Origin of the sequence: Mycolicibacterium phocaicum (assembly GCF_010731115.1) — a bacterium.
In the GTDB taxonomy this organism is placed as follows: Bacteria; Actinomycetota; Actinomycetes; order Mycobacteriales; family Mycobacteriaceae; genus Mycobacterium; species Mycobacterium phocaicum.
The window spans coordinates 5,316,837-5,340,517 of sequence record NZ_AP022616.1; the positions used below are offsets into that span (position 1 = coordinate 5,316,837).

21 protein-coding genes and 2 pseudogenes are annotated in these 23,681 nt (G+C 63.2%); 13 read left to right on the forward strand and 10 right to left on the reverse strand.

Annotated features, from left to right (window positions below; all coding sequences use genetic code 11):
- Positions 1-121 precede the first annotated feature (121 nt).
- Both G6N46_RS25595 and G6N46_RS25600 read right to left on the reverse strand, forming a co-directional pair.
- Complete coding sequence (locus G6N46_RS25595; RefSeq protein ID WP_138251346.1) at positions 122-1,252, reverse strand: ImmA/IrrE family metallo-endopeptidase; 1,131 nt, start codon at positions 1,250-1,252, stop codon at positions 122-124.
- Entirely contained in the window at positions 1,249-1,611 is a 363-nt protein-coding gene (locus G6N46_RS25600; RefSeq protein ID WP_163693016.1) for a hypothetical protein, read from the reverse strand. The genes G6N46_RS25595 and G6N46_RS25600 overlap by 4 nt, the downstream gene beginning before the upstream one ends.
- Positions 1,612-1,706: 95 nt before the next feature.
- On the opposite strand from G6N46_RS25600, the gene G6N46_RS25605 reads away from it, so the two are divergent.
- Genes G6N46_RS25605 through G6N46_RS25615 form a run of 4 tightly spaced genes read left to right on the forward strand, consistent with a single transcriptional unit; the run spans position 1,707 to position 4,714 of the window.
- Positions 1,707-2,234: a hypothetical protein gene (locus tag G6N46_RS25605; RefSeq protein WP_138251348.1), complete on the forward strand. Its 528-nt coding sequence runs from the start codon at positions 1,707-1,709 to the stop codon at positions 2,232-2,234.
- Positions 2,235-2,239: 5 nt separating this feature from the next.
- Complete coding sequence (locus G6N46_RS29160; protein ID WP_420846247.1) at positions 2,240-2,722, forward strand: DUF7665 family protein; 483 nt, start codon at positions 2,240-2,242, stop codon at positions 2,720-2,722.
- Entirely contained in the window at positions 2,719-3,312 is a 594-nt protein-coding gene (locus tag G6N46_RS25610) for a hypothetical protein (RefSeq protein WP_138251349.1), read from the forward strand. The genes G6N46_RS29160 and G6N46_RS25610 overlap by 4 nt, the downstream gene beginning before the upstream one ends.
- The gene (locus G6N46_RS25615) at positions 3,305-4,714 is read left to right on the forward strand and encodes a BilD N-terminal domain-containing protein (protein WP_138251350.1); all 1,410 of its coding nucleotides are present in this window, start codon (positions 3,305-3,307) and stop codon (positions 4,712-4,714) included. The genes G6N46_RS25610 and G6N46_RS25615 overlap by 8 nt, the downstream gene beginning before the upstream one ends.
- Before the next feature lie 496 nt (positions 4,715-5,210).
- On the opposite strand, the gene G6N46_RS25620 is transcribed toward G6N46_RS25615, so the two are convergent.
- Positions 5,211-5,594, reverse strand: a complete 384-nt coding sequence (locus tag G6N46_RS25620) for an ankyrin repeat domain-containing protein (RefSeq protein WP_138251351.1) — start codon at positions 5,592-5,594, stop codon at positions 5,211-5,213.
- 438 nt (positions 5,595-6,032) lie between these two features.
- Here G6N46_RS25620 and G6N46_RS25625 point away from each other — a divergent pair, with 438 nt between their 5' ends.
- Complete coding sequence (locus G6N46_RS25625; RefSeq protein ID WP_067990476.1) at positions 6,033-7,346, forward strand: IS256 family transposase; 1,314 nt, start codon at positions 6,033-6,035, stop codon at positions 7,344-7,346.
- Here the strand turns inward: G6N46_RS25625 and G6N46_RS25630 are convergent.
- Together G6N46_RS25630 and G6N46_RS25635 are read right to left on the reverse strand one after the other, a co-directional pair.
- Positions 7,308-8,885: a GH-E family nuclease gene (locus G6N46_RS25630; protein ID WP_138250262.1), complete on the reverse strand. Its 1,578-nt coding sequence runs from the start codon at positions 8,883-8,885 to the stop codon at positions 7,308-7,310. The genes G6N46_RS25625 and G6N46_RS25630 overlap by 39 nt on opposite strands.
- A 311-nt stretch (positions 8,886-9,196) precedes the next feature.
- Entirely contained in the window at positions 9,197-9,628 is a 432-nt protein-coding gene (locus G6N46_RS25635; RefSeq protein WP_163693020.1) for a hypothetical protein, read from the reverse strand.
- 169 nt (positions 9,629-9,797) lie between these two features.
- Here G6N46_RS25635 and G6N46_RS25640 point away from each other — a divergent pair.
- Positions 9,798-10,252, forward strand: a pseudogene (locus G6N46_RS25640) (TetR/AcrR family transcriptional regulator C-terminal domain-containing protein).
- An 18-nt stretch (positions 10,253-10,270) separates the two neighbouring features.
- Here G6N46_RS25640 and G6N46_RS25645 read toward each other — a convergent pair.
- Together G6N46_RS25645 and G6N46_RS25650 are read right to left on the reverse strand one after the other, a co-directional pair.
- Positions 10,271-11,656, reverse strand: coding sequence for an aspartate aminotransferase family protein (locus G6N46_RS25645; protein WP_138250261.1), 1,386 nt, complete (start codon positions 11,654-11,656; stop codon positions 10,271-10,273).
- The gene (locus tag G6N46_RS25650) at positions 11,653-12,174 is read right to left on the reverse strand and encodes an Lrp/AsnC family transcriptional regulator (RefSeq protein ID WP_138250260.1); all 522 of its coding nucleotides are present in this window, start codon (positions 12,172-12,174) and stop codon (positions 11,653-11,655) included. The genes G6N46_RS25645 and G6N46_RS25650 overlap by 4 nt, the downstream gene beginning before the upstream one ends.
- A gap of 114 nt (positions 12,175-12,288) precedes the next feature.
- On the opposite strand from G6N46_RS25650, the gene G6N46_RS25655 reads away from it, so the two are divergent.
- Together G6N46_RS25655 and G6N46_RS25660 are read left to right on the forward strand one after the other, a co-directional pair.
- Positions 12,289-13,785: a gamma-aminobutyraldehyde dehydrogenase gene (locus G6N46_RS25655; RefSeq protein ID WP_234880745.1), complete on the forward strand. Its 1,497-nt coding sequence runs from the start codon at positions 12,289-12,291 to the stop codon at positions 13,783-13,785.
- 544 nt (positions 13,786-14,329) lie between these two features.
- Positions 14,330-15,787 (forward strand): APC family permease, encoded by a 1,458-nt coding sequence (locus tag G6N46_RS25660; RefSeq protein ID WP_138250259.1) that lies wholly within the window; start codon positions 14,330-14,332, stop codon positions 15,785-15,787.
- Between the two features lie 168 nt (positions 15,788-15,955).
- Here the strand turns inward: G6N46_RS25660 and G6N46_RS25665 are convergent, their stop codons facing one another.
- The gene (locus tag G6N46_RS25665) at positions 15,956-16,537 is read right to left on the reverse strand and encodes a PAS and ANTAR domain-containing protein (protein WP_138250266.1); all 582 of its coding nucleotides are present in this window, start codon (positions 16,535-16,537) and stop codon (positions 15,956-15,958) included.
- A gap of 421 nt (positions 16,538-16,958) precedes the next feature.
- A complete protein-coding gene (locus G6N46_RS25670; protein WP_138250265.1) occupies positions 16,959-17,630 on the reverse strand; it encodes a TetR/AcrR family transcriptional regulator in 672 nt (223 codons plus the stop codon).
- A 131-nt stretch (positions 17,631-17,761) separates the two neighbouring features.
- Here G6N46_RS25670 and G6N46_RS25675 point away from each other — a divergent pair, with 131 nt between their 5' ends.
- The 5 genes from G6N46_RS25675 to G6N46_RS25695 all read left to right on the forward strand — a co-directional run bounded on the left by G6N46_RS25675 (position 17,762) and on the right by G6N46_RS25695 (position 22,866).
- Positions 17,762-18,133 carry a DUF732 domain-containing protein gene (locus tag G6N46_RS25675; RefSeq protein WP_138250264.1) on the forward strand — a complete coding sequence of 124 codons (372 nt, stop codon included), beginning with the start codon at positions 17,762-17,764 and terminating at the stop codon, positions 18,131-18,133.
- Entirely contained in the window at positions 18,133-18,597 is a 465-nt protein-coding gene (locus tag G6N46_RS25680; RefSeq protein WP_407665206.1) for a DUF5078 domain-containing protein, read from the forward strand. Before G6N46_RS25675 ends, G6N46_RS25680 begins: the two co-directional genes overlap by 1 nt.
- A gap of 239 nt (positions 18,598-18,836) precedes the next feature.
- Positions 18,837-19,262, forward strand: a complete 426-nt coding sequence (locus tag G6N46_RS25685) for an MmpS family transport accessory protein (protein WP_073693563.1) — start codon at positions 18,837-18,839, stop codon at positions 19,260-19,262.
- Entirely contained in the window at positions 19,259-22,156 is a 2,898-nt protein-coding gene (locus G6N46_RS25690) for an MMPL/RND family transporter (protein ID WP_138250257.1), read from the forward strand. Before G6N46_RS25685 ends, G6N46_RS25690 begins: the two co-directional genes overlap by 4 nt.
- A 227-nt stretch (positions 22,157-22,383) precedes the next feature.
- On the forward strand, positions 22,384-22,866 hold the full coding sequence (locus G6N46_RS25695; RefSeq protein ID WP_268950090.1) for a cutinase family protein: 483 nt from the start codon (positions 22,384-22,386) through the stop codon (positions 22,864-22,866).
- 32 nt (positions 22,867-22,898) lie between these two features.
- On the opposite strand, the pseudogene G6N46_RS25700 reads toward G6N46_RS25695, so the two are convergent.
- Positions 22,899-23,671, reverse strand: a pseudogene (locus G6N46_RS25700) (ExeA family protein).
- Positions 23,672-23,681 lie beyond the last annotated feature (10 nt).

Sequence of the window (23,681 nt, forward strand, 5' to 3'; positions counted from 1 at the left end):
CAGTCGCTATCACGCAAGCAGCGTGGAGACTAGAGACCGGGAACCGCCTCGACAGAGGCCGTTCCCGGTTTTTTCATGAGAACCGCTGGTCAGTCGGCGATGACGAGTTGACCTCGCGGAACTATCCCAATTCTTCGGTGGCGATCATCTCCAGCTTGGTGACATCCGCGTCGGTGATCTTGCCCCGAAGCGAGCTCGTCAGCTTCCAATCCTTGGTCTGGTTGGCGAAGTTCCCTGCGACCACGGATACCCCGACGCCGAGTTGTGCGGCTAGCAGCAGGAGTTCTTGTCGGTTGGTAGCGCGGGCAATGCGTTCCCGCGCATCACCTGGAAACAGGGTGTCGGCGGCAAACGCATCCGCTTCCGTTTCGGCGGGGTCTTGGCTTGCTTTCTCGCGATCGATGTCGAGGAAAGTTGTGCGACGTGGGTGCTTAATGATGTGGCCCAGTTCGTGCGCGAGGTTGAACCAGAAGATGTCTGGTTTGCGATGACGTTCAGTGATGCCGATAACAGGGCGATCGGCATCAAGCCACCATGTCGCAGCGTTCATCCTGGTACCCGGCACTTCTCGCACGAACGTGAGGACGACGCCCGCGCGTATCAAGGCGGTGCGCGCAGCAAGGAACCCGTCCGTAATCGGCATGGCGGTCATCGCAGGCAGAGTGCGCGAGACCTTGCGTAGCTCTCGTAGGCTTAACGGTGCAATGTCGCCGTGTTGTTCTGCTGACTGTTCGACGAGCCGAAGCCACAGCGCAGTGTTATTTAGGTCGACAGTAAACGCTTGACTACGACGGAACGAAACGCGCCGGCGAATCCAGTTGTGTTCGAATGCATCCGGCGACGCTACTTGAAAGAATTTGAGAATCTTGTCAACGGTCGTCGCGTCGTCATCGCCGTCCGAAATGATCTCGTTCCGACGCATGGTCGCCATGTCGAACTGCCGAGCCCATGTAATATGCTCTTGGAGAGCAAGTTTCGACTTCCGAGTGCTTTCAAACGCCTGATACTCGGCGTCCGCCCGCGTCCAAAATGCTGCTGCGACACCTAAGGTCCGTTCGAAGCGGACGGCTACGTCGCCGGTAATCCCAATTGAACCGTTGACGATCTGGTTGACGTGTTTCGGCGAGAGGCTCGCGCGCTCGGCCAAGTCGGACTGTCGCCATTTCCTCGCCGCGAGAATCTCCCTGAGGATCTCGCCGGGGTGTATTGACCACGCGGGGACGAACTCCGCGGGAGTGCGTGTCGCAGTCATCCAATCTTCCTGATCGCAGAACGGCCATCTACCGCTACATCGTGCAGTTCGAGCATCGTGACCTCCTCTGGTCGCGTGTGCGGCGCGGTTACCGGTTCCTTCGTCTTGCGATTCAGGGCCATTGCGGTCAGCGCGGCACTTCGATGCGTGAGGCCGATTAGCGATGAGTTGGTGTCAGTGCCTACCGGGATCATTGCCACTAGTCCGACGGCCAAAGCGTCACGCACTGAGGGCTCCGCCATGCGGAGGATGTGCAGAAGCATCATCACTTCACGTTCGCTACCTGGCCATGTCTGCGTCAAATGGGCGGGCGACATCAGTAGGGCTGCCAAATCCCCGTCGGGGACGGTCATGAGCACCCTCGCATTATCCCTCATTCGGGGAAGGGTTACAACCGATCCAAGCCTGTAATGGCCAAAACATCTTTACCATTGACGCGATAAAATGGCGGTGTATGGTTGAGCTATTGATTGCTCTGATGAACGCCAATCGACCAAGTGTCGGGGAAGTAGGACAACTACCCATGCGGATTCATACGTATGCCGGCGGTGGCGACGTGCAGACTCATCCCGATGTAGCGCCTGGAGCGCCGTTGCGGGAGTGCATCGTCGTCGAGGTCGATGAGCTCGTCTACCGAGTGGGGGACGAGGCGGCGCTCGACATCGAGCAGACGGTCTTTGCGCTGTTCGGCGAGGAGCCTGGGCATGTGATCCGGCATCACTGCCGAGAGATCGCCGTCACGGTTAGCTACGCCGGGCAGGACCAGAAATTTAGCGTCCACCCTGCCGAACACGTCAAGCGGTTGCAGAAGCGGGCGGCGAAGGCGTTTCAGCTGGATGCTGCGACGTCAGCGGACCTTGCTATGCGGCTGCCAGGCGCGACCACTGATCTGGTGGCCTCGTATCCGATTGGCGCCTACGTCCCGCGGGGCACGTGTGCCGTCACCGTCGACCTGATTCACGTGACGCGTCCTCAAGGCTGATCGGGATGGTATGCCCCGGTGCCGACCCCGCGAAGACGCGGTTGGAACGTGATCTTGCGCGTGGTGACGTTGAATGTGGAGTCGAAGCCGGCATGTGGCGAGTGGTCTCCCTGCGGTGGCCGGAGCTGATCGTTGCGATCACCGCAGGGGACGGCAACGAGGTGGCGATGCGGCTGCTGGTCGACGACTATCCCGTGCAAGCGCCGGCGGGCGAGCCGTGGAGCATCGCGGACGGGGGGCCACTGCCTCAGGCGCGGTGGCCCACTAGTCCGCTGGACGTCGCGACATTCCGGAAGGACTGGTCGCCGTCGAACGGTAACGCGCCGTACGTTGCTTGTGACCGGACATGCCTTCGTACCCACCCGGATTGGGCGACGGCGCACCCTGATCGAGCGTGGAATCCCGGCCGCACTATCGCGTTTTATCTACAAGAGATGCACCGCGAACTCCAATGCGCGTCGGTTCCTCAGCTGGATACGGTGCAATGACGGACACCAATCGGCGACTGCAGATCACCAAGCGGCAATTCGACGACCTCATGACGGAGTTGGCTCGCCGCGGCCGAGGTCACCGTGAATCGGGCGCGTTCTTGCTTGCCCGGCGTGTATCGGCAAGCGCATCGGCCGAGGACGGCCCCTTAGACGTCGTGGCCATCGCGTACTACGACGACCTTGATCCGGACTGCCTGACCGGCGCGATCGCGTTCAGCGGCTCAGGGTATGCGGTCCTGAACGCGCGTTGCCGTGCCGATGACCTACGCGTCGTCGGTGACATTCATACGCACCCATCAACATGGGTGCAGCAGAGCGCGATTGACGCCGCGCACCCGATGGTGGCGAAATCTGGCCATGTCGCGTTGATTGCACCGAACTACGGCCGAGGTCGGATTGCGTTGGAAGACATCGGTGCCCACGTATTCGAAGGTCCCGGATGGACATCATTTTTCGGTGATCAAGTATCCACCGTTGTTTCCGTCACTGGATTGACTGCTACTGCTTGGTTCGCCATTTGGGTGCGTACCGCCGTGGATCGAGTCCGGGTTGCGCTGACAAGGAGGGGGTCGAACCGGCATGCTTGATGCTGACCAAATTGACCGGACCGTACTGCTCGCGGTCCACGATGGGCGGGCGGCCACGCTTGAGGAAGCTCAAGCTGCGCACGAAGCGACTGGCATCATCGTCGTCGCTGACGACCACGTTTGTCATTCAGTGTGCGGACAAGCCGCACTCCTGACCGCCGTAGCCACCGCGGTGCGCGCATTCGGAAACGTGCGAGTTGTCGCCGAGGGTCCCGAGGCAGCACTCCTTGCCGGGATAGGGCGAGGATCGACGGTCGAATCATTTGTGGAAGCGGAGGGGGCGCAAGTGATTTCGCCCCTCGATGCGAGCATCGATGCTGAGAAGTGGCCGGTTCTCCTCCTCGGGCCGACTGCAGTTGCTCCCGAATCGAAGGCCGGTACGGCGCCGGTCCTCAGGGCAAAATGGGGAACGTGGATCGCAGCTGTCGAACCCGCATCCCCGCCTGCGAAATCAAGGTACGCACAGGACTGCGGCGCCGTTCTGGCGCCCATCGCAGCCGCCGCGCTAGGCATCAGCGAGGTGTTCCAATCGCAACTGGCTCGCCCAGGTAACGACGCTGGCTACCGAACTGTCACTCTAAATCTTTGGAATCCGGGGGCATTCGATGATGGCCCGCCGCTTCGTTATGCACCTGCACAGTGGTGGTTAGTGGGGCTCGGGCACCTCGGCCAGGCTTACGGGTGGGTGCTCAGTTGGCTGAACTACGCCGATCCAACCCAAGTGCAGGTAGTCCTACAAGACACAGACAAGACGGCGATTGCCAACCGCAGCACCGGAGTCCTTACCCCAGCTGCCTCACACGACCTCATGAAGACCAGGCTGGTTGCCGCCGCACTCGACTCAATTGGTTATGACACCCGGATTGTCGAACGCAGCCTCGACGACAATCTGAAGATCTCGGCCGCCGATGTCCATGTCGCCCTCATCGGTGTCGATAATCTCCCAGCGCGCCGGGCGATCTCAAATGTAGGTTGGAAGCTCGCGATCGACACTGGATTAGGTGCCGGCGCCACCGACTTCTGCTCGATCCTTCTACGACGATTCCCCAGCAATACTTCGAGCACGCAAGTCGTCGGTTGGACTGATCCCGTCGTGGGTGGAGCCCCTGTACCCGATACACCAGCGTTCGCCGACCTCAGCGAGCGCATGGACAGGTGCGGGCTGGTCGTGCTCGCAGGCAAAGCAGTCGGAGCATCGTTCGTCGGCATCGTGGCCGCTACGCTTGCTGTGGCCGAAGCGGTGCGAGAGCTTCATGGCGGACGCGGCACAGATGTCACGAACCTGAACCTGGACAGCGTCGAACTCCATCTCGCGCCTTCAACGGCTGAAGGTGACGTTATTCCATTGCCGCTCCGGACATTAGGCGACGCGGCGGACAAGTCGGTGGACCTGTCGCAATGACGGTACGTACACCACGTGTGACGCCAGGGTGCGAACATCCTCGGATCGTGCCAGGTCCATCGTGGAGCTGATCGGGCGTGTCAATGTCTCTACGGCTGGCGAAGGCGGCCGGTGTCGAAACGCGGATTTATGCACAACCGTACCGTTCTAGGATTCGCCATCCAGAATGCAAAAACCCGTCCGCCAAACCTGATGCAATCCGACGAAAGTGCAGGTCAGGGCATCGCGATATGCCACGGAGTTCTGCAACCTACAGTGGAGTGGTGGAGGGGGTGGGCGCATTTCTCCGTGGCGAATTGCATTACGGAATGTCGAATGATGGCGAATTCGACATTTGGAAATGCAAAGGTCTGCCCTGCAACAACGACCGGGTGTGGAACCTCGGCACAACTAGTCAACGCCTCAGATTCGACGCCCGCACCGCCATCGATCAGTCTGGCGAATCGCTATTCGGTCGGCAGTAACAGCGAACCCGCGTCCGCCCGAAGAACACCGGCTATCGGCGAGGCCGTTCGAAAACTGTTAAGTAGTCCGATTTTTGAAGACGTTGCGCCAGTTTCATTGGGCTGGTCCCACTGCCGTTCTCGATCGCGGGATCTGCGTCGTGGTCGATGAGCAGCTCAACGAGTTGGACTGTGCCGTCTTTGCCGAAGACAGCGCGACTGAGCGGCGTGTTACCCCACTTGTCTTGCGGGTCGACATGGGCGCCGGCTTCGAGGAGTGTTTTTGCGGCGCCGTAGTTCTTGTTGATGCAGGCCATGTGCAGTGGGGTGAGGCCGTCGGCGTCGGGCTCGTTGATGTCGAAGCCCTCGTCGAGCATCTGTTGGATGCTGTCCGGGCCGCCCCGGACGGCCGCCTGATGCAGGGGGGTGCGAGCCATCACAACTCTCCTTGTCCATCTAGGTTTGTAGCACTCTGACACGTGGCTCCCGCTGCCACCACCCGGCACCGCCGCGTCCGGCTAGTGGTGCTGACTGCTTTTCTTCCTCTTGCGCTTGTTCTTGTTCTTACTGTTCGATTTCCTCTTGCCTGACTTGCCGTTTCCGGTTCCATCATGACCTTCCGATGAGGACTGCTTGCCGCTGCCTCGGGCGGCCTGATCGGCTGACTGTCGCGCGGCATCACGTTGCCCGTCGGTGCTCTGCCGGACGCTCGCCTCTTGGGCCTGACGTTGCTCAGCCGCGAGCAATGATCAATACCTGTGGATGAGGCCCGAGGAGGCGGCCTGAAAGTGGGCGCACCTTCCCGAGGATGATCATCACGGAATCAGGTATTCGATCAAGACCGGCGTTGGCGCGCTGGTTGGGAAGGTACGCCCATGCTCACCGTAGTTCACGATGCCGAGGAGGCCAACGGCGGCGAGGCCGGCCGGTCGTTGTTGGACGAGATCGTCCGCGACGGAGCCCGGCAGATGTTGGCCGCTGCCCTGCAGGCCGAGGTCGCCGCGTACGTGGCCGCATTCGCTGATCAGCTCGACGAGAACGGTCACCGACTGGTGGTCCGCAACGGCTATCACCAGCCGCGTGAGGTGCTGACCGCGGCCGGTGCCGTGCAGGTGAAGGCGCCGCGGGTCAACGATCGCCGTGTCGACCCCGATTCTGGTGAGCGGCAGCGGTTTTCCTCGGCGATCCTGCCGGCCTGGGCACGCAAGTCCCCGCAGATGAGTGAGGTGCTGCCGCTGCTGTATCTGCACGGCCTATCGACCAGCGACTTCGGGCCCGCACTCGAGCAGTTCCTCGGCTCGGGTGCCGGGTTGTCGGCCACCACGATCACCCGTCTGACCGCGCAGTGGCAAGACGAAGCCCGTACGTTCGCTGCCCGGGACCTGTCCGGCAGCGACTACGTCTACCTGTGGGTCGACGGCATTCACCTCAAGGTCCGCCTGGACCAGGAGAAGCTGTGCCTGCTGGTGATGCTCGGCGTGCGCGCTGACGGCCGCAAAGAGCTCGTGGCGATCACCGACGGCTATCGGGAGTCATGCGAGTCGTGGGCGGATCTGCTGCGCGACTGCAAACGACGCGGCATGACCGCCCCAGTGCTGGCCGTCGGCGATGGCGCGCTCGGGTTCTGGAAGGCGGTGCGGGAGGTATTCCCGAAGACCCGAGAGCAGCGCTGCTGGTTCCACAAGCAGGCCAACGTCCTTTCCGCACTGCCGAAGTCAGCGCATCCGGCCGCGCTGGCGGCCATCAAGGACATCTACAACGCCGAAGACATCGACAAAGCTCAGGTCGCGGTCAAGGCCTTCGCGGTTGCCTTCGGCGCGAAGTACCCGAAAGTGGTCGCCAAGATCGTCGACGACCTCGATGTCCTGCTGGAGTTCTACCACTACCCCGCCGAGCACTGGATCCATCTGCGTACCACGAATCCGATCGAATCCACCTTCGCCACAGTGCGTTTGAGAACGAAGGTCACCAAGGGTCCGGGATCGCGGGCCGCTGGATTGGCCATGGCCTACAAGCTGATCGACGCAGCCCAAGCCCGTTGGCGGGCCGTCAACGCCCCACATCTGGTCGCCCTCGTCCGCGCCGGAGCGGTCTTCCACAAAGGCAAACTGCTCGAACGGCCCACCGACATCACCCCACCGACACCACCGTCAGACGGCGATCAACACACCGAAACGGAGGTCGCCTGAAACACCCCGATCCACAGGTATTGACAATTGCTCCTCAGCCGCACCGGTCGGACGGGACTGGGCTTGAAGGTTCGCCAGGCGCCGCTGGGCGGTCGGGTCCTGAGCCAGGCGCGGATTGGTCTCCATGTTCTTTTGCAGCCAGTCCTTGTAATCGTCCTCATACATGCTGGTGGCGCTGCGCGGGTTCTCGAACTGGTGAGATCGGTTCGGACCGCGCGCCTCGAGCTGGTAATGGCTCGGATCATTGGACCATTCGAGCTTCTCCCGACGCGACAGCCCGTACTGCGTGGCCATGTCGTTGGTGGTCTTCTCTTCAAAACCCGGCTTATGCCCGATATCCGGCGTGCCTTTGATGGGTTCGTACGTGTTCGGGTCCAGTGGAAGCCCGCTCTCGGGATCACGTTCGGCAGCGGCATGGATGTCTTGTTTGGTTCCCTGCCGTAGCGGCGCCCGGCTGGTGATGTTGGTAGTGAGCCGCTGATCAGCAGCAGAGGGCGGCAACGCATGACTGAGCTCCCCACCGGGAATCACATCCCCAGCCGGCGGCCCATTCGGTGCCTTGGGCGTCTCGACGCCGGGCAGCGGCGGTTTCCCGGCGGTGCCGGCGGCGGCGATCTCCTCGCGTACCTGTGCTGGGTTGGGGACGGCCTTGGCGGCGTCAATGATCTCGTCGGTGTGCGTAACGACCTGTTTGGCGGCCAGTTCGGCGCCTTCTTCGGCGATCTTCTTGGCCGCCCCGGTGGGGGTGAACATGGTCGCCGCGTTGGCCACCGTCGACATCGCCCCGAGGGTTTGGTTGTCCGGCATGGCTTCTGAAGCGATCTGCAACCCGGCTGCGCCAACGTTGGCGACCGCCGCAGCGATCGCGGCGGCGCCGGCTGGCCCACCCACACCGGTCACTGCGACCGCGGCCCCCGCGACAATGACCGCTGTTTCCACCGGGTTGTTCTTCACGAACGTGAATACCGCTTTGCCGCCCGACGCCGTCGCTGAGGCCGCACTCGACACCGCGCTGCCGACCGCGTTCGCTGCGCTGGACACGGTGCTGGTGATCGAGTCGAACAACCCCGCCGGTAGCGGTCCGCCGCCGGAGCCACCGACATGCAGCGGCGGATCCACGTACACCGGCCACTTGGTGTCTGGGCGTGGGTCGATGACCTCAGAGAGCTGATACAAACCCGGACGCAGCTGACGCGCCACGTACGATGACGGCACCAATTTGCCTGCGGCATCGCGGGTTTCGGCCGGGGCGAACATGCCGACGGTTTCCGCGGCCGGTGTGGCGCGGTTGATGGTCAAAAATCCGTTGGTGTGGGCCAACATCACGGTGTCGACCGGCGTGCGCACAAAGGTGGTGACCATGCGTACGCCGGTCGCGCTGGCGATGCGGGCAACCGTGCGCGTCCCAGTACCGGTGTTCTCAGCCAAGAAATCAAACCCTGCACCACGATCGGGATAGACGACGGATCCGCTGCTGGTGCGTTGGGCCGCACCGAGGCCGTCGGGTAAGACCTGCTGCACCGGCCCGGCGGGTGTCATCGAGGTCAGTCCGGCGACCGGGTCGGTGGGTAGTCCCGCGGCCCGTTGATCGGGTGTCGCTGCCGGATTGGGGATCGCGACGGTGGTCGATCCGCTGAACGCTGCCATCGCTGCATCGGCGAATTCCTGCGCAGTCGATCCAGCGGCCGCAGCTACAGCCCCCGACCGGTTCGAACTGGCAAACCAGTACTGCCCGCCCGCGGTGAGCGCGACGGTGAGCACCATCGCAACCAAAGCCGGCCACCAACGAGCGACACGCCATGGCCGGTCACCCGGCAAAAAGTCCCCCACGACGATTCCCCCTGAATACGTCAGTTCTGATGTCCGACAGCAATGTCGGACGCGTTATGCAGGGTGTAGTCGGCAGACCGGCGGCAAACCGAATGCGGCCCCGTCGGTGATCTACGACACAGCAAACAGTGACCCGCTATCGGGCCGGTCTGGGCGGCCAACGCCGAACCGGCAGTCGCTTCTGCCGCCGCGGCGGCAGAAGCGTCGCTCGCCAATCGCGCGAGGTGAGGTCCGTACAGCTCGTTCGCGTAGTGGTCGTCGATCACTGCGTGGAGTGACCCGGCCAGGTCGCCGAGTTTCTCGGCCATCTTCGCCGCGCTCTCGCTGATCGAGAGGGTGTAGAAGTCCCCGCCCAACGTCACGGCGTCGGCCAGCCCTCGGCTGTCGCCGTCCCAGAGCTTGGCCCGGATCACCGCCTTGCCGCATTGCCCGAACACTTCGCGGATGCGCACGACGGTGGCCTACACCGCGGGTTTGCCGTCGGCACTGAGCATCTCGAGCAATTCGGCGTCGTCGATGACGAATGAATCGCTGACCATGCGCCGGCTGGCCGACCGGCTGCCGGCCCACCTACCGACGATCTACCGCCTGGTCGATGGCAAGGACGCCCTCTTCGACGAGATGGCCGAGGCGATTCTGGCGAAGGCGCTCGACGATGCGCCCACCGCTCCCCAGGATTGGGCCGATCGCGTCAAAAGCCTTGCCGCGGGGCCGCGTTCGGCTCTGCTGTCGCGGCGCGACGGCGCGCGAATCGTCGGCGGAAATTACGCTGCCAAACGGGCCAACCTGACCTTCATCGATACGCTGGTCGGCAGTGTGCAGGCCGGCGGTTTGGCGCACGAGCATGCGTTGTGGGCGGCGAGCTCGCTGCTCTGCTCGTACGTCCTGGGTGAGGTCCTCGAGCAGCAGGGTGCCGCCGGCGGCGAGACCGAGACGCTCGAGGGGTGCTTCGCTCCGGGGACTACCCACACCTCGCGTCCGGCCCCGTCGTGCAGCTGCTCGACTTCGACGCGCGATTCGCCTTCGGCTTGAATCTGCTCATGGCCGGAATGCGTTCCGGCGCAGATCGTTTATGACGTGCCGATCCGACACGACTAAAGGCGACGCCCCGCTTCGCTGAGGACGTTGTGCAGGATGTCGTAGATCGCGTCGAACTCCTTCTGGCCGCTGATCAGTGGCGGAGCCAGCTGGATCACTGGGTCGCCACGATCGTCGGCGCGGCAATACAGACCCGCCTCCCACAGTGCGGGGGTCAGGAAGCCGCGCAACAGGCGCTCGGACTCTTCGCTGTTGAAGGTCTCCCTGGTGGCTTTGTCCTTGACCAGTTCGATGCCGTAGAAGAACCCCTCGCCGCGGACATCGCCGACGATCGGAAGGTCGTACAGCTTTTCCAGTGTTGCCCGGAATGCCGGGGCGGTCGCCTTCACGTGGGCGTTGATGCCCTCGCGCTCGAAGATGTCGAGGTTGGCCAGCGCCACCGCGGACGACACCGGGTGTCCACCGAAGGTGTAGCCATGGGCGAACATCGTCTTGCCGTCGTTGAAGGGTTCGAACAGGCGGTCGCTGGCGATCATCGCCCCGATCGGGGAGTAGCCGGACGTCAAACCCTTTGCGCTGGTGATGATGTCGGGGATGTAGCCGAAATCGTCGCAGGCGAACATCGAGCCGATGCGGCCGTAGGCGCAGATCACCTCGTCGGACACCAGGAGTACGTCGTACCGGTCGCAGATCTCACGGACGCGCTGGAAGTACCCCGGTGGTGGTGGGAAGCATCCGCCCGCGTTCTGCACCGGCTCCAGGAACACCGCGGCGACGGTATCGGGACCCTCGAACTCGATGGCTTCGGCGATGCGGTCCGCGCAGTACCGGCCGAACGCCTCCGGGTCGTGCGCGTAGGCGTCGGGCGCGCGGTAGAAGTTGGTGTTCGGTGCGCGGAAGCCACCGGGCGTGAGTGGTTCGAACGGCGCCTTGAACGCCGGGATCCCGGTGATCGCCAGTGCACCCTGAGGGGTGCCGTGGTAGGCGATGGACCGCGAAATCACCTTGTGCTTACCGGGTTTCCCGGTCAGCTTGAAGAACTGCTTGGCCAGCTTCCAGGCACTCTCCACCGCTTCGCCGCCGCCGGTGGTGAAGAAGACGCGATTCAGGTCGCCCGGCGCATAGTTGGCGATGCGTTCGGCCAGCTCGATCGCGGGCGGAGACGCGTAGGACCACAGTGGGAAGAACGACAGCTGCTCGGCCTGGCGCGCAGCCGCCGCCGCGAGTTCCTCGCGGCCGTGCCCGACCTGCACGACGAACAGGCCCGACAGCCCGTCGATATAGCTTTTGCCCCGGTCGTCGAAGATGGTGACGCCTTCACCGCGGGTGATGATGGGCGGGGCGATATCGGCCCCGTGACGGGCGAAATGACCCCACAGATGCCGTTTGGCCTTGGCCGACAAGTCGGTTGAAAGTTGTTGTGCTGCATTGATTGTTGTCATCGCGTGCCCCAGTTGTATTGCTGTTTGACGAGTTTGAGGTAGACCAGTGTTTCGGTGGACAGCACCCCCGGTACGGCTCGAATCTTGCGGTTGAGCAGGTCGAGCAGGTGGCTGTCGTCTTCGCAGACGACTTCGATGATGATGTCGAAGGTCCCGGCGGTCAGCACGACATAGTCGACGGACTCGATGGCGGCCAGTTTGTCGGCGACCTGGGTGGTGTCCCCCGTGCATCGAACGCCGATCATGGCCTGGCGTCCGAAGCCCATTTGAACCGGGTCGGTCACGGCGACGATCTGCATGACGCCGCCGTCGACCATGCGCTGGACACGTTGGCGCACGGCCGCTTCCGACAGCTCGACCGCTTTACCGATGGCGGCATAGGACTGCCTGCCGTCCTGCTGCAGTTTCTCGATGATCGCTTTCGACAGTTCGTCGAGTTGGCAGGCGGCGCCACCCCGAGACGGATTACTTCGCCCAGGAATCGCGGCGGCATCGGGCGGGGCATCTGGGATGGCCATGCCGTCAATCATGCACGGATTTCGTTGTTGAACACAACCGGTACGACGGAATCAATCGTCTGTAGCTCGATTTCAAGTGGAATCCGCATCGGTGTTGGGGTAGCGTGCATCAGCGTGAGCGCAGGTGCAGGCCAGGTCGTCGCCGGGAGTTTCATCAACGGAAAGTCCGTGACAACGGCGGGGAGTCCGTTCGAAGTCATCAACCCGGCCACGGGTGATGTCGTGGCGTCGTATGCGCTGGCGACGCCGGCTGATGTCGACGTTGCGGTGGCCGCGGCCCGCGCCGCGCAGCCGGGCTGGGCTCGGGCAACTCCGGCCGAGCGAGCCACGGTGCTGGCGCGGTTGGCGCAACTGGTCGCCGAGAACGCTGACGAGTTCGTGGATCAGGAGGTGAGCCAGACCGGTAAACCGGTCCGCCTGGCGGCGAACTTCGATGTCCCCGGCAGCGTCGACAACATCGACTTTTTTGCCGGTGCCGCCCGGCACCTCGAAGGCAAGGCCACTGCCGAGTACTCGGCCGATCACACGTCGAGCATCCGGCGCGAGGCGGTCGGCGTGGTCGCCACCATCACGCCGTGGAACTACCCGCTGCAGATGGCGGTCTGGAAGGCCTTGCCCGCGTTGGCGGCCGGTTGTGCCGTGGTGATCAAGCCTGCCGAGATCACCCCGCTGACCACCCTCACGCTGGCCCGATTGGCCGGCGAAGCCGGGCTGCCCGAAGGTGTGTTCAATGTGGTGACCGGGCTGGGCGCGGACGTCGGCGCCGCCCTTGCCGGGCACCGTGATGTCGACATGGTGACGTTCACCGGCTCGACGTCAGTCGGGCGACGAGTGATGACAGCGGCAGCAGTCCACGGCCACCGCACTCAGCTCGAGCTCGGCGGCAAGGCTCCGTTCGTGGTCTTCGACGACGCGGACTTGGAAGCCGCTATACATGGGGCAGTGGCGGCATCACTGATCAACACTGGCCAGGACTGCACCGCGGCGACCCGCGCCATCGTGGCGCAGCCGTTGTACGACGATTTTGTGGCGGGAGTTGCCGAGCTGTTCGGCAAGGTCGTCACCGGCGATCCGTATGACCCGAATACCGATCTGGGACCGGTGATCTCGACGCCGCACCGGACCAAGGTCGCCGGCATGGTGCAGCGGGCACAGCAGCAGGGCGGGCGGATCGTGACGGGCGGAGCAATGCCCGAGGGCCCGGGCATGTTCTACCCGCCGACATTGATTGCCGATGTCGCGGAAGACTCCGAGATCTACCGCGACGAGATTTTCGGCCCTGTGCTCACCGTGCGGCCATTCACCGACGACGATGACGCACTGCGGCAGGCCAACGACACCGAGTACGGGCTGGCGGCCTCGGCATGGACCCGCGACGTGTACCGGGCCCAGCGGGCAGGGCGCGAAATCCAGGCCGGCTGCGTGTGGATCAACGACCACATCCCGATCATCTCCGAAATGCCACATGGCGGTATCGGCGCTTCCGGGTTCGGTAAAGACATGAGCGCCTATTCGTTTGAGGAATACCTGACCATCAAACATGTGATGAGCGATATCACCTCGGTTGCGGAAAAGGATTGGCACCGAATCATCTTCGCCAATAGAAAGTAGTTCGCGCGGTCGCCGTCGCCAAGCGCAGCTGTCAAAGACCTGTGGAGCATTTCGTTCGATAATTTCGAGGGAAATCAGAGTTCGCGAATAGGCGTTACCAAACATTGCGCCGGGCTCATCTGTCATCGGGTGTTCCGAAGCTGTGTGAAACCTGTACGGATGTTCCTGGATGCACTGTGCTGCAGCGGTATTCGGCGTACCGTCGTGAACGACGGTCAGGCTCGCTGATTCCAGAACCGGGCGATAGCCGGCATTTCTGTATCTGCAGACACGTGCGCCGGCGCGCTGCGAAACACATCTACTCGACGCCGATATCCGATGTCCAATTCCGGGTCATTCAGCGTGAATGCCAGATTAGTCTTGTCGTTGTTTTTAACATTCGTTGCCACTGCTGGTAACAACTCGACTCTAAAGTTGCCTGGTGAACCGAAAGCGGTTGTCCCGCTAGGTCATTTCGCCCATGCACATCTGCCGTCGGCACCGTAGCCGGCATGCGTCCATGCCGTGTTCGTGGACCGACCAATCACATCGAGGAGGCCGATCAATGCCGTCTATATCCAATGTCGAGCGGCTCGATGAACTCAGAGAAGATACCGGACTGGCGGCTGCCAGCATGAGCGGTGTCGAGCTCGTCGCGCAGTCGACCGCCGGCATCGCGCCAAGTGCCGTGATGGTTTCCGGCGCAACGCTTGTCGCTGCCAGCGCCAGCGCGGGCACCCTGTGTTCCTACGCCGTCTCCTTGTGTGTGCTGCTCTTGGTGGGCTGGTGCGTATCCCGCGCCGCGCGATTGCGGCCGGGCGAGGACCTGCTCTCACATATCACCGCCGCGTTCGGTCGAGCGGTCGGGTTCGTCGGGTCGACCGGTCTCGCTCTCGGCTACCTGCTCATCTCCGTCGGCTGCGTCGCCCAATTCTCGCAGTACACCAAACCCCTTCTCGGAGTGGCTCCGCCGGTGAGCGCCGGAGTGCCCGCCACCTCGATTTCGGTCACGGTGGTTTTGGAAATCCTGTGTGTGGTGGGCGCGGCATGGATGATGATCCGCGGCGTCCGGATCTCCGCATGGACCGGTGTGGTGCTCGAGGTGCTCTCCATCGGAGCAATTCTGTTGGTGTGCACCATGGTTCTGCTTCATCATGGGGTCAGTCTCGCGCCGCTCATGCCCACTGGAATCACGGTGCAACAGGTGGTCAGCGGGATGGTGCTGGCGACCCTGGGTTTCGTCGGGTTCGAGTCGGCTGCGTGTTTGTCCGTCGAGGCCAAGGACCCACAGCGGACAATCCCACGGGCCGTCACCGGTAGTGCGCTCCTGGCCGGCGCGCTCTACCTGTATGCGTCTTACGCGCAGATTGTCGGATTCGGCGGTGCCGACAACCTGGCCGCCGATGCAACGCCGTTGAACACCTTGGCCGATGGCCTCGGCTTTCACTGGCTTGCGTTGGGCATCGATCTGGGCGCGGTGGCCTCGAACTTCGCTTGCGTGTCCGGCTCGCTCACAGCGGCCAGTCGGGTGTTGCGATCGATGGGGGAGTCGCAGTTGGTGCACCGCAAGATGGCGGCGACGCATCCCACCCGCAAGACCCCGCATATTGCGATCCTCTTGCTCAGTGCGGCTGCCCTGATCGCGGCACTTGGCTTGGGGCTCAGCGGAATCAACGAGCTCGACGTGTATTCCTACACCGGAACGCTGGGAACCTTCGGCTACATGGTCGCCTACATGCTGATGGGTTTGGGTATCCCGATCCTGGTGCGGCGCCTGGCGCCACAGGCCAGCATCGGCGCCGCCGTCATCATCGGGATGACCGTCACAGGCTCCCTCGGGTATGTCTTCTACCGCAACGTGTATCCGCTCCCGGCCTGGCCCGCAGCCTTGATGCCGTGGATCTTCCTGGCAGTGCTGCTTGCCGCGGCCGCGTGGTATTTCGCCGGACCGGCCCGTATCGCACGCAGGCAGACTCGCGAATCGTCGTTGGCCGAGGAGCCGGCGCCCGAGCCTGCGAGGTGAGGCTGAGGGCATCCGAGTAGACGCGGAGACAAGCAGACCTCCGGCCGACGGCGTGACCAAGCCCATTGCCGCCCGTTGCCACGGAAGGGTCCAGAGTCAAAGGACCCTTCCGTGGCATGCTCACGCATTGCATGTGGGCACATCGAAAATTGCCATACCCCAAGGGGTTCAATCGCCGGCGGCGTCGTCCCTGAGCAGCAGGCGATCGATGGTGGCGACACTGTCGGCAGAGAGGCCTTCCTGCATCAACCTGTTGACGAAGTCCGCTGCAACGTCCTTGAGTTTGCGCTGGGTGGCCTGCGAACGCCAGGTGAGGATGCCGAACGCCTGCTCGGCGCTCACGCCGTACGCGACCATCAGCGCACCCTTCGCCTGGTCGATGATCTCGCGGGACTCGACCACCGTGGCCATCGCCTTTGTCAGATCGGCCTGTAAGCCGGCGCTGACGTCGATGTAGTAGCCCTGAGTGCCTACCGTGCGGCCGGTGTCGTCGGTCAGGTGATCACTGACGACCACCACCCAGCGGGTATTCCCCGCCGCGTCGATTATGCGGTGTCGGCTGCTGAACAGCCCGCCCGCTGTGACCCGCCGAAGAATCTCGGCCACTTCGGCTCGATCGTCGGGGTGCTTGTGGCTCAGCAGCAACTCAGTAGTGGGCTCAACCTGCCCGGGTTTGTAGCCGTGCATGCGGGCGACCTCATCGGACCACACCCACCGTTGGTCGGCGACGAAGTACTGAAACCTTCCGATCGTCTGTGCATAGCCGCCTGCCAGCACAGCGGCGACCTCCCACGATTGGGCGCCGTGCGTCGCCGCTGCCGGCTCACCGCTGGATCCGTCGGGCACCGCTCACCTCGATCGCGCAGAAGCCACTGGACGACAGCAACGCTGCCCCCCACACGAATACAACCTCAAGTGGACCACTGCCGTGGCGGAACGACCAAGACTGTCGCGGCAAGCGTGGGCAGGCGGTGCTCAAACCCACGTCATGTACCGACGGTCACGCTAAGTTATCAACGCCGCCAACGATATTGGCTTTGATCGTCGTCGCATCGATCGGCCCTTCGGCTAATCGGCGAAGAACTCCACCGGCAATGAAGGCAGATTTGATCGGAAATCGACCGGGTGAGCACCAGCGTCTCCTGCCGGATGTTGGCGATGCCTCCGCCCGCTACTCCTTGAAGAAGCAGGATTCCGGCGGCGACGTGGTCATGGCGATCGCAGCCTGGTCTTCGTCAAGGGCCTCGACCGGCAGTGGGGCCTGCCCATCGCGATTGCGCAGACCGTCAAGAAAGATCGCCACGTAGCGTCGCCACAGTTCGGGGTCGACGTGCCCGGCGAATTCGCTGACGGTGCCGGCGAGCAGGCCCAGTATCGGCATGTCGCTTTCGGTGATACCCGGGCGCAGATGGCCGTCTTTCTGGGCCCGCTCAACAAGTTTCGCGAGCTTCGGGACCAGGCGGGTACGGGCCGCATCCGCCCGGTTGCCGCCACCGCCCTTGCTGTACAGGATTTCTCGCAGGCCACGATCTGTGGCCGTCTGCCGGCCCATCTGTTCGACGAACCAGGTGAACCCCGCCCAGGAGTCGTCGAATTCCAGTCCTGAATCGGCCAAGGCGGCGACCTCGTCGATCGCGTCCTCGAAGATGGCCTCGATCAAGTCGTCCTTGGTGGGGAACCTGCGATATACCGTGCCGACGCCGATGCCGCCGTGATGGGCCACCTCGTTGAGCGTCGCGCTCAGGCCTCGCGTGGCGAACAGGTCGCGGGCCGCGTCGATCACGCGTTGACGATTGCGCACGGCATCCTTGCGCAACGGTCGATCTGTGGTCGGGCGGGTCATCACCCCCGCAGTGTAATCCGGGACACCATTCAGGTAAGTGGATTGACTTCATCCACTTTCCTGAATAGTTTCATGCCGAGCACTTCGATCGGCTGACGATTGTGGTGATCCGCGATCGGAGGGCGCGCAGCATGACACGACATCACCGGGCCGTACCTGCGTTGGCCGCCGCCGCTATCGGAATCGTCGCGGCGGTGTCCGGTTCCGGAACCGCATACGCCGATCCCGATACAGACTTTGCCAATCAATTGCACACCTACGGGATCTATGGCCCGAAGGACTACAACGCCTGGCTGGGGAAGATCGCTTGCCAACGGTTGGACAACAACGTCGACCATGACGCATATCAGTCGGCCAAGTTCGTCGCCACCAACCTGTCCCGGCAGAACGCCACTGAGCAGAACTGGCAATTCCTCGGTGCCGCAATAGATTTCTATTGCCCCGACAAGCGCTCGGTACTGGAAGACGCCGCGCATCAGTCGCAGGCGGGAGCTCGCGCATGATGCCTCGATCGCTCCGTACTGGTGTGGCCGCCATGGCGCTCGGCCTCGCGGCGAGCGCTCTGTCGACGGCGGGCCCGGCTGCCGCTGATGCGACCGACGACTACCCGATCCCGCGCCGGATCATCAACACCACCTGCGATGCCGAGCAGTACCTGCAGGCGGTACGTGACACCAGTCCGGTCTACTACCAGCGCTACATGATCGATCGGAACAACCGGCCGGTCGACATCCAGCAGATGGCCCAAGACCGCATCCACTGGTTCTTCTCGCTGGACTCGGCCGCTCGCCGGCAGTACTCCGAGGACACCGCCACCAACGTGTACTACGAACAGGTGGCCACCCACTGGGGCAACTGGGCCAAGGTGTTCTTCAACAACAAGGGTGTGGTCGCCAAGGCCACCGACGTATGCCTGAGCTACCCGGCAGGCAACATGCAAGTCTGGGATTTCGCTTCCAACAGCTGAGTATTTGCGCTCGAAATACCTTGCTGTACAAGGTGTTTAGGCGCCAGTTGCATTTCTATGCGCCAGGCGGGAATGCGGCAGGCCTGAGCCTGGTTGTAACGAAGACGACATTTAAATGGATGGACTCTATCCACTTTTTCCGTTAGGTTACCTAGCTAGATGTACGGGGGCCCACCAACGGTGGTGCGTCTCCGCATGCCCGACGACCGCGCGGTCGGCAACTTCTGAAGAAGGCAGCGATGACGAGAGTGTTTCGGCGGGCATGGCTACCGCTATTGGTGATCGTCGCGGTCGCCGCCGGTGTGGTGATCGTGTCGAACGTACGACAGGTATTCGGCTCGAATCCCGTGGTCATCACCGAGAAGAGCTCGGACAACGCCGAGGATTTCAACCCCAAATTCGTCAAGTACGAGATCTTCGGCACGGGTAGCACGGCCGTCATCAACTACATGGACCTCGAAGGCAAGCCGCAGCGCGCCGCGGGGGTGTCGTTGCCGTGGACGTTGGTCCTGCAGACCACCCTGCCCTCGGTCCAGCCCAACATCCTGGCCCAGGGCGACGGCAACAGCATCAGCTGCCGGGTCAGTGTCGATGACGTGGTCAAAGAAGAGAGGACCGCCACCGGTATGAACGCCGAAACCTTCTGCTTTGTGAAGGCCGCATGAGCGCGCCGGCCAACGAGGCCCAGACCGACGCCATCCCGGTGGCGGAGAGCAAGGGGCACAAGGGAATACCGCGGTTCCTCCGACGATTCGCCGTGCTGATCATCCTGGCCTGGATCGGAGTCATCGCCGCACTGAACACTGTCGTCCCGCAACTCGAGGAAGTCGGCAAGCTGCGCGCCGTGTCGATGAGCCCCAACGACGCGCCATCGATGATCGCCACCAAACGCGTCGGCAACGTATTCGACGAATACCGCACCAGCAGTTCGGTGATGATCGTGCTCGAAGGCGATAAGCCGCTGGGAGCCGACGCCCATGCGTTCTACGACAAGATGGTCAGCGATCTGCGCGCCGACACCACCCACGTACAGCACGTCCAGGACTTCTGGGGCGACACGCTGACTGCCAAGGGCGCCCAGAGCCGCGACGGCAAGGCGGCGTACGTTCAGGTCTACATCGCCGGTGATCAAGGTGAGACGCTGGCCAACGAGTCGGTCGACGCGGTGCGCCACATTGCCACCGAAAGTCCCGCTCCGCCGGGGGTAAAGGCCTACGTGACCGGCCCCGCGGCGACCAGCACCGATCAGAACGCCGTCGGTGACAAGAGCATGGAGCTGATCGAGGGGGTCACCTTCGCCGTCATCGCGGTCATGCTGCTCATGGTCTATCGATCCGTCATCGCGACGTTGATCGTGCTGGTGATGGTGGTGCTCGAGCTGTCCGGGGCGCGAGGGCTGGTGGCATTCCTGGGCTACCACAACGTCTTTGGGCTGACCACCTTCGCCACCAACCTGCTGGTGACCTTGGCGATCGCCGCCGCGACGGATTACGTCATCTTCCTGATCGGCCGCTATCAGGAAGCGCGGCGGGCCGGTGAGGACCGAGAATCGGCCTACTACACCATGTTTCACGGCACCGCACACGTGGTGCTGGCCTCGGGCCTGACCATTGCCGGCGCGACCCTGTGCCTGCACTTCACCCGGCTGCCGTACTTCCAGACCATGGGCTTCCCGCTGGCCATCGGCATGGTGATGGTGGTCGCGATGGCGCTGACCCTGGGGCCGGCGGTGATCTCGGTCTGCACCCGCTTCCGCCGGGTCCTCGAACCCCGGATGAACACGAGAACCGCCGGGTGGCATCGGGTCGGCACCGCAACGGTGCGCTGGCCCGGCGCCATCCTGGTCGGTGCTGTGGTGGCCGCACTGGTCGGTCTGATCGCGCTGCCGGGCTATCAAACCACCTACAACGACCGCATCTACCTGCCCAAGGACGTCGCCGCCAACGTCGGTTATGACGCGGCGTTCCGGCACTTTTCGCAGGCAAAGATGAATCCGGACCTGATGATGGTCGAGTCCGATCACGACCTACGGAACCCGGCCGACTTCCTGGTGATCGACAAGATCGCCAAGGCGCTGAAGAACGTGCACGGCATCGCCCAGGTGCAGACCATCACCCGACCCGACGGTGACCCGATCAAGCACTCGACCATCCCGTACACCGTGGGACAGAGCGGCTCCACGCAGCTCATGAACAACGACTACACGCAGACCAATCTGAACAATCTGCTCTCTCAGGCCGACGATCTGCAGAACAGCATCGACGCCATGACCGAGATGATGAGCGTTCAGACAGATCTGGCAGCGGTGTCACAGCGCATGGCCGACAAGATGAAGACCACCTCGGATGACATGGGTGACACTCGAGATCACATGTCGGACTTCGATGATTTCTTCCGGCCCATCCGCAACTATTTCTATTGGGAGCCACACTGCTTCGATATCCCGGTGTGCTGGTCCATGCGGTCGGTCTTCGAGAGCATCGACGGCATCAGCTTGATTTCGGATGACTTCCAGGCCATCGTTCCCGACATGCAGCGCATGGCTGACCTCATGCCCAAGATGGTCGCGACCATGCCCAAACAGATCGCGTCGATGAAGCACCAGAAGCAGGTGCTGCTGAACCAGTACCAGATGCAGAAGGCGCAGCAGGATCAGACCATCGCGATGCAGAAGACCGGCACCGCGATGAGTGAGGCGTTCGACGCGGCCAAGAACGACGACTCGTTCTACCTGCCGCCGGAAGCCTTTGAGACCGCCGATTTCCAGCGTGGGCTCAAACTGTTCATGTCGCCCGACGGACATGCGGTGCGGTTCACCATCATTCATCAGGGTGACCCGTTGACGCCGGAGGGTACCTCGCGTATCGAGCCGCTCAAGGTCGCCGCGGCCGACGCGATCAAGGGCACCCCGCTCGAGGGCTCCTCGATCTATCTCGGTGGTAGCGCAGCCATGTACAACGACATGCAGATCGGTGCCGATTACGACCTGATGATCGTCGCGGCCGCAGCGCTGATCCTGATCTTCATCATCATGCTGGTCCTCACCCGTGCGGTCGTCGCATCGGCGGTGATCGTCGGCACCGTGGTACTGAGCCTGGCATCGGCCTTCGGCCTGTCGGTACTGCTCTGGCAGCACATCGTCGGTATTCCGTTGCACTGGATGGTGTTGCCGATGTCGGTCATCGTGCTGCTGGCGGTGGGCGCCGACTACAACCTGCTGCTGGTCTCCCGGATCAAGGAAGAGATCCACGCCGGGCTGAACACCGGCATCATCCGTGCGATGGTGGGCACCGGTTCGGTCGTCACCTCGGCAGGCCTGGTGTTCGCCTTCACCATGATGTCCATGTCGGTGAGCAAGCTGATCATCATCGGCCAGGTCGGTACGACCATCGGTCTGGGTCTGCTGTTCGACACCCTCGTGGTCCGGTCACTGATGACGCCGTCGATCGCCAGCCTGCTCGGACGCTGGTTCTGGTGGCCGCAGCGCGTGCGTCAGCGCCCGATTCCGCAGCCGTGGCCGAAGCCGGTACCGCGCGAATCGGACCTCGCGTCCGTCTGATGCCAGTGCTCACAGCTACCCCGTCAGTGATATCTGACGGGGTAGCTGCACGTCTGCCACGGCGAGTTCTGGTTCGGGCCAGCCGATTTCGTTGTGCGGACTGGGGCACGTGGTGTGAATCACGCGGCCGCGGAGGATTCGACCGATGCGGATGGGGTAGAGATGAATAAGGTGACCGCGGGGGCATCGCCCCTGCGACTTTCATGTCGAGTTGGGGGCGCGTCCAGATGAAGCGAAATGATCGATCGTTGATGGCTGTCGGTGCGGCGGCGTTGATCGTGGCAGGTGCAGGCAGCGTCGCCGCTGCCGGGCATGCTGCTGCGGAGGCGTGCCCGGACGTGCAGGTGGTTTTCGCCCGCGGCACCTTTGAGCCGGCAGGTGTCGGTGGCGTCGGGCAGGCGTTCGTGGATGCGCTCCGCGCCAAGGCGCCGGGAAAGTCGGTGGACGCGTACGCGGTCAATTACCCGGCGTCCCTTGATTTCGCCACCGCCGCCGACGGCGTGATCGATGCGCGAAACAAAGTCATGGCCACGGCGAACGCGTGCCCGAACACCAAGGTCGTGCTCGGTGGTTACTCCCTGTTGGCCGTCGTTGAAGATGACGATGTCGGCGTCATCGGTGTTGATGACGATGCACTGATGAGAACGCCCCGCTCGACTGTGGCGAGCGGGGCGTTTGTGATCTCGGTGACGGGATCCTCGTCGCGGTGACGTGGTCGTCGCCGTGGTGAAGCGGATCGGGTTCAGTCGGTTGCTGTTTCGCTGATGGCGATGCGGGCGGCTTTCTCCCCGACGATGGAGTGCCCGGCGGCGAACGCGGCCGTGAGCGCGTGCAGGGCGAGATTGTTGACCGCACGCGGATGTCCACGGGAGGCGTTGTGGATCAGGGTCATCGCGTCGTCGGCGAACAGCGCATCGGAGCGGCCGGCGATCTTGGTGTGATGCCCGATGTAGTCGGCGGTGTCGGCCGCTGTCATGCCGGGCAGGGTGTAGCGCACGGCGATGCGCTGATCCAACGCGGCCAGAACACCCAGACGCAGTCGGTGCCGCAGGGTGGGTTGCCCGACCAGGACCACGGCGAACGGTGAACCACTGTCCATGTCGTGGTTGGTCAGCAGCCGGATCGCTTCGAGTTGATGGTTGTCGAGCAGGTGGGCTTCATCGACGACTAACACGGGGTTGCGGCCACGTTCAGCGTGCTCGGCGGCCAAGGCGTCTGCGGCTTGGGGAGCCAGCCGGGCGGTGTGAAACGCCGGGTGTGCCCGAGGGTGGCCACGATGTGGGTGAGCATGCCGCGCACCCCGATGGTGGGGTTGGCGAGGTAGATGATTACGTGCCGCGCCGGATCCAAGGAGGCGGCTGCCGCGCGGATCGCGACGGTTTTGCCAGCGCCGACTTCGCCGGTGATGACGCCGATGGCGCATTGGTCCACACACCAGCCGATGCGGGCGATCGCTTCGCTGTGGCCGGGGTGGCGGTGCAGCATCGACGGCGCCAGATCCCGCCCGAACGGCATCCGTGTGAAG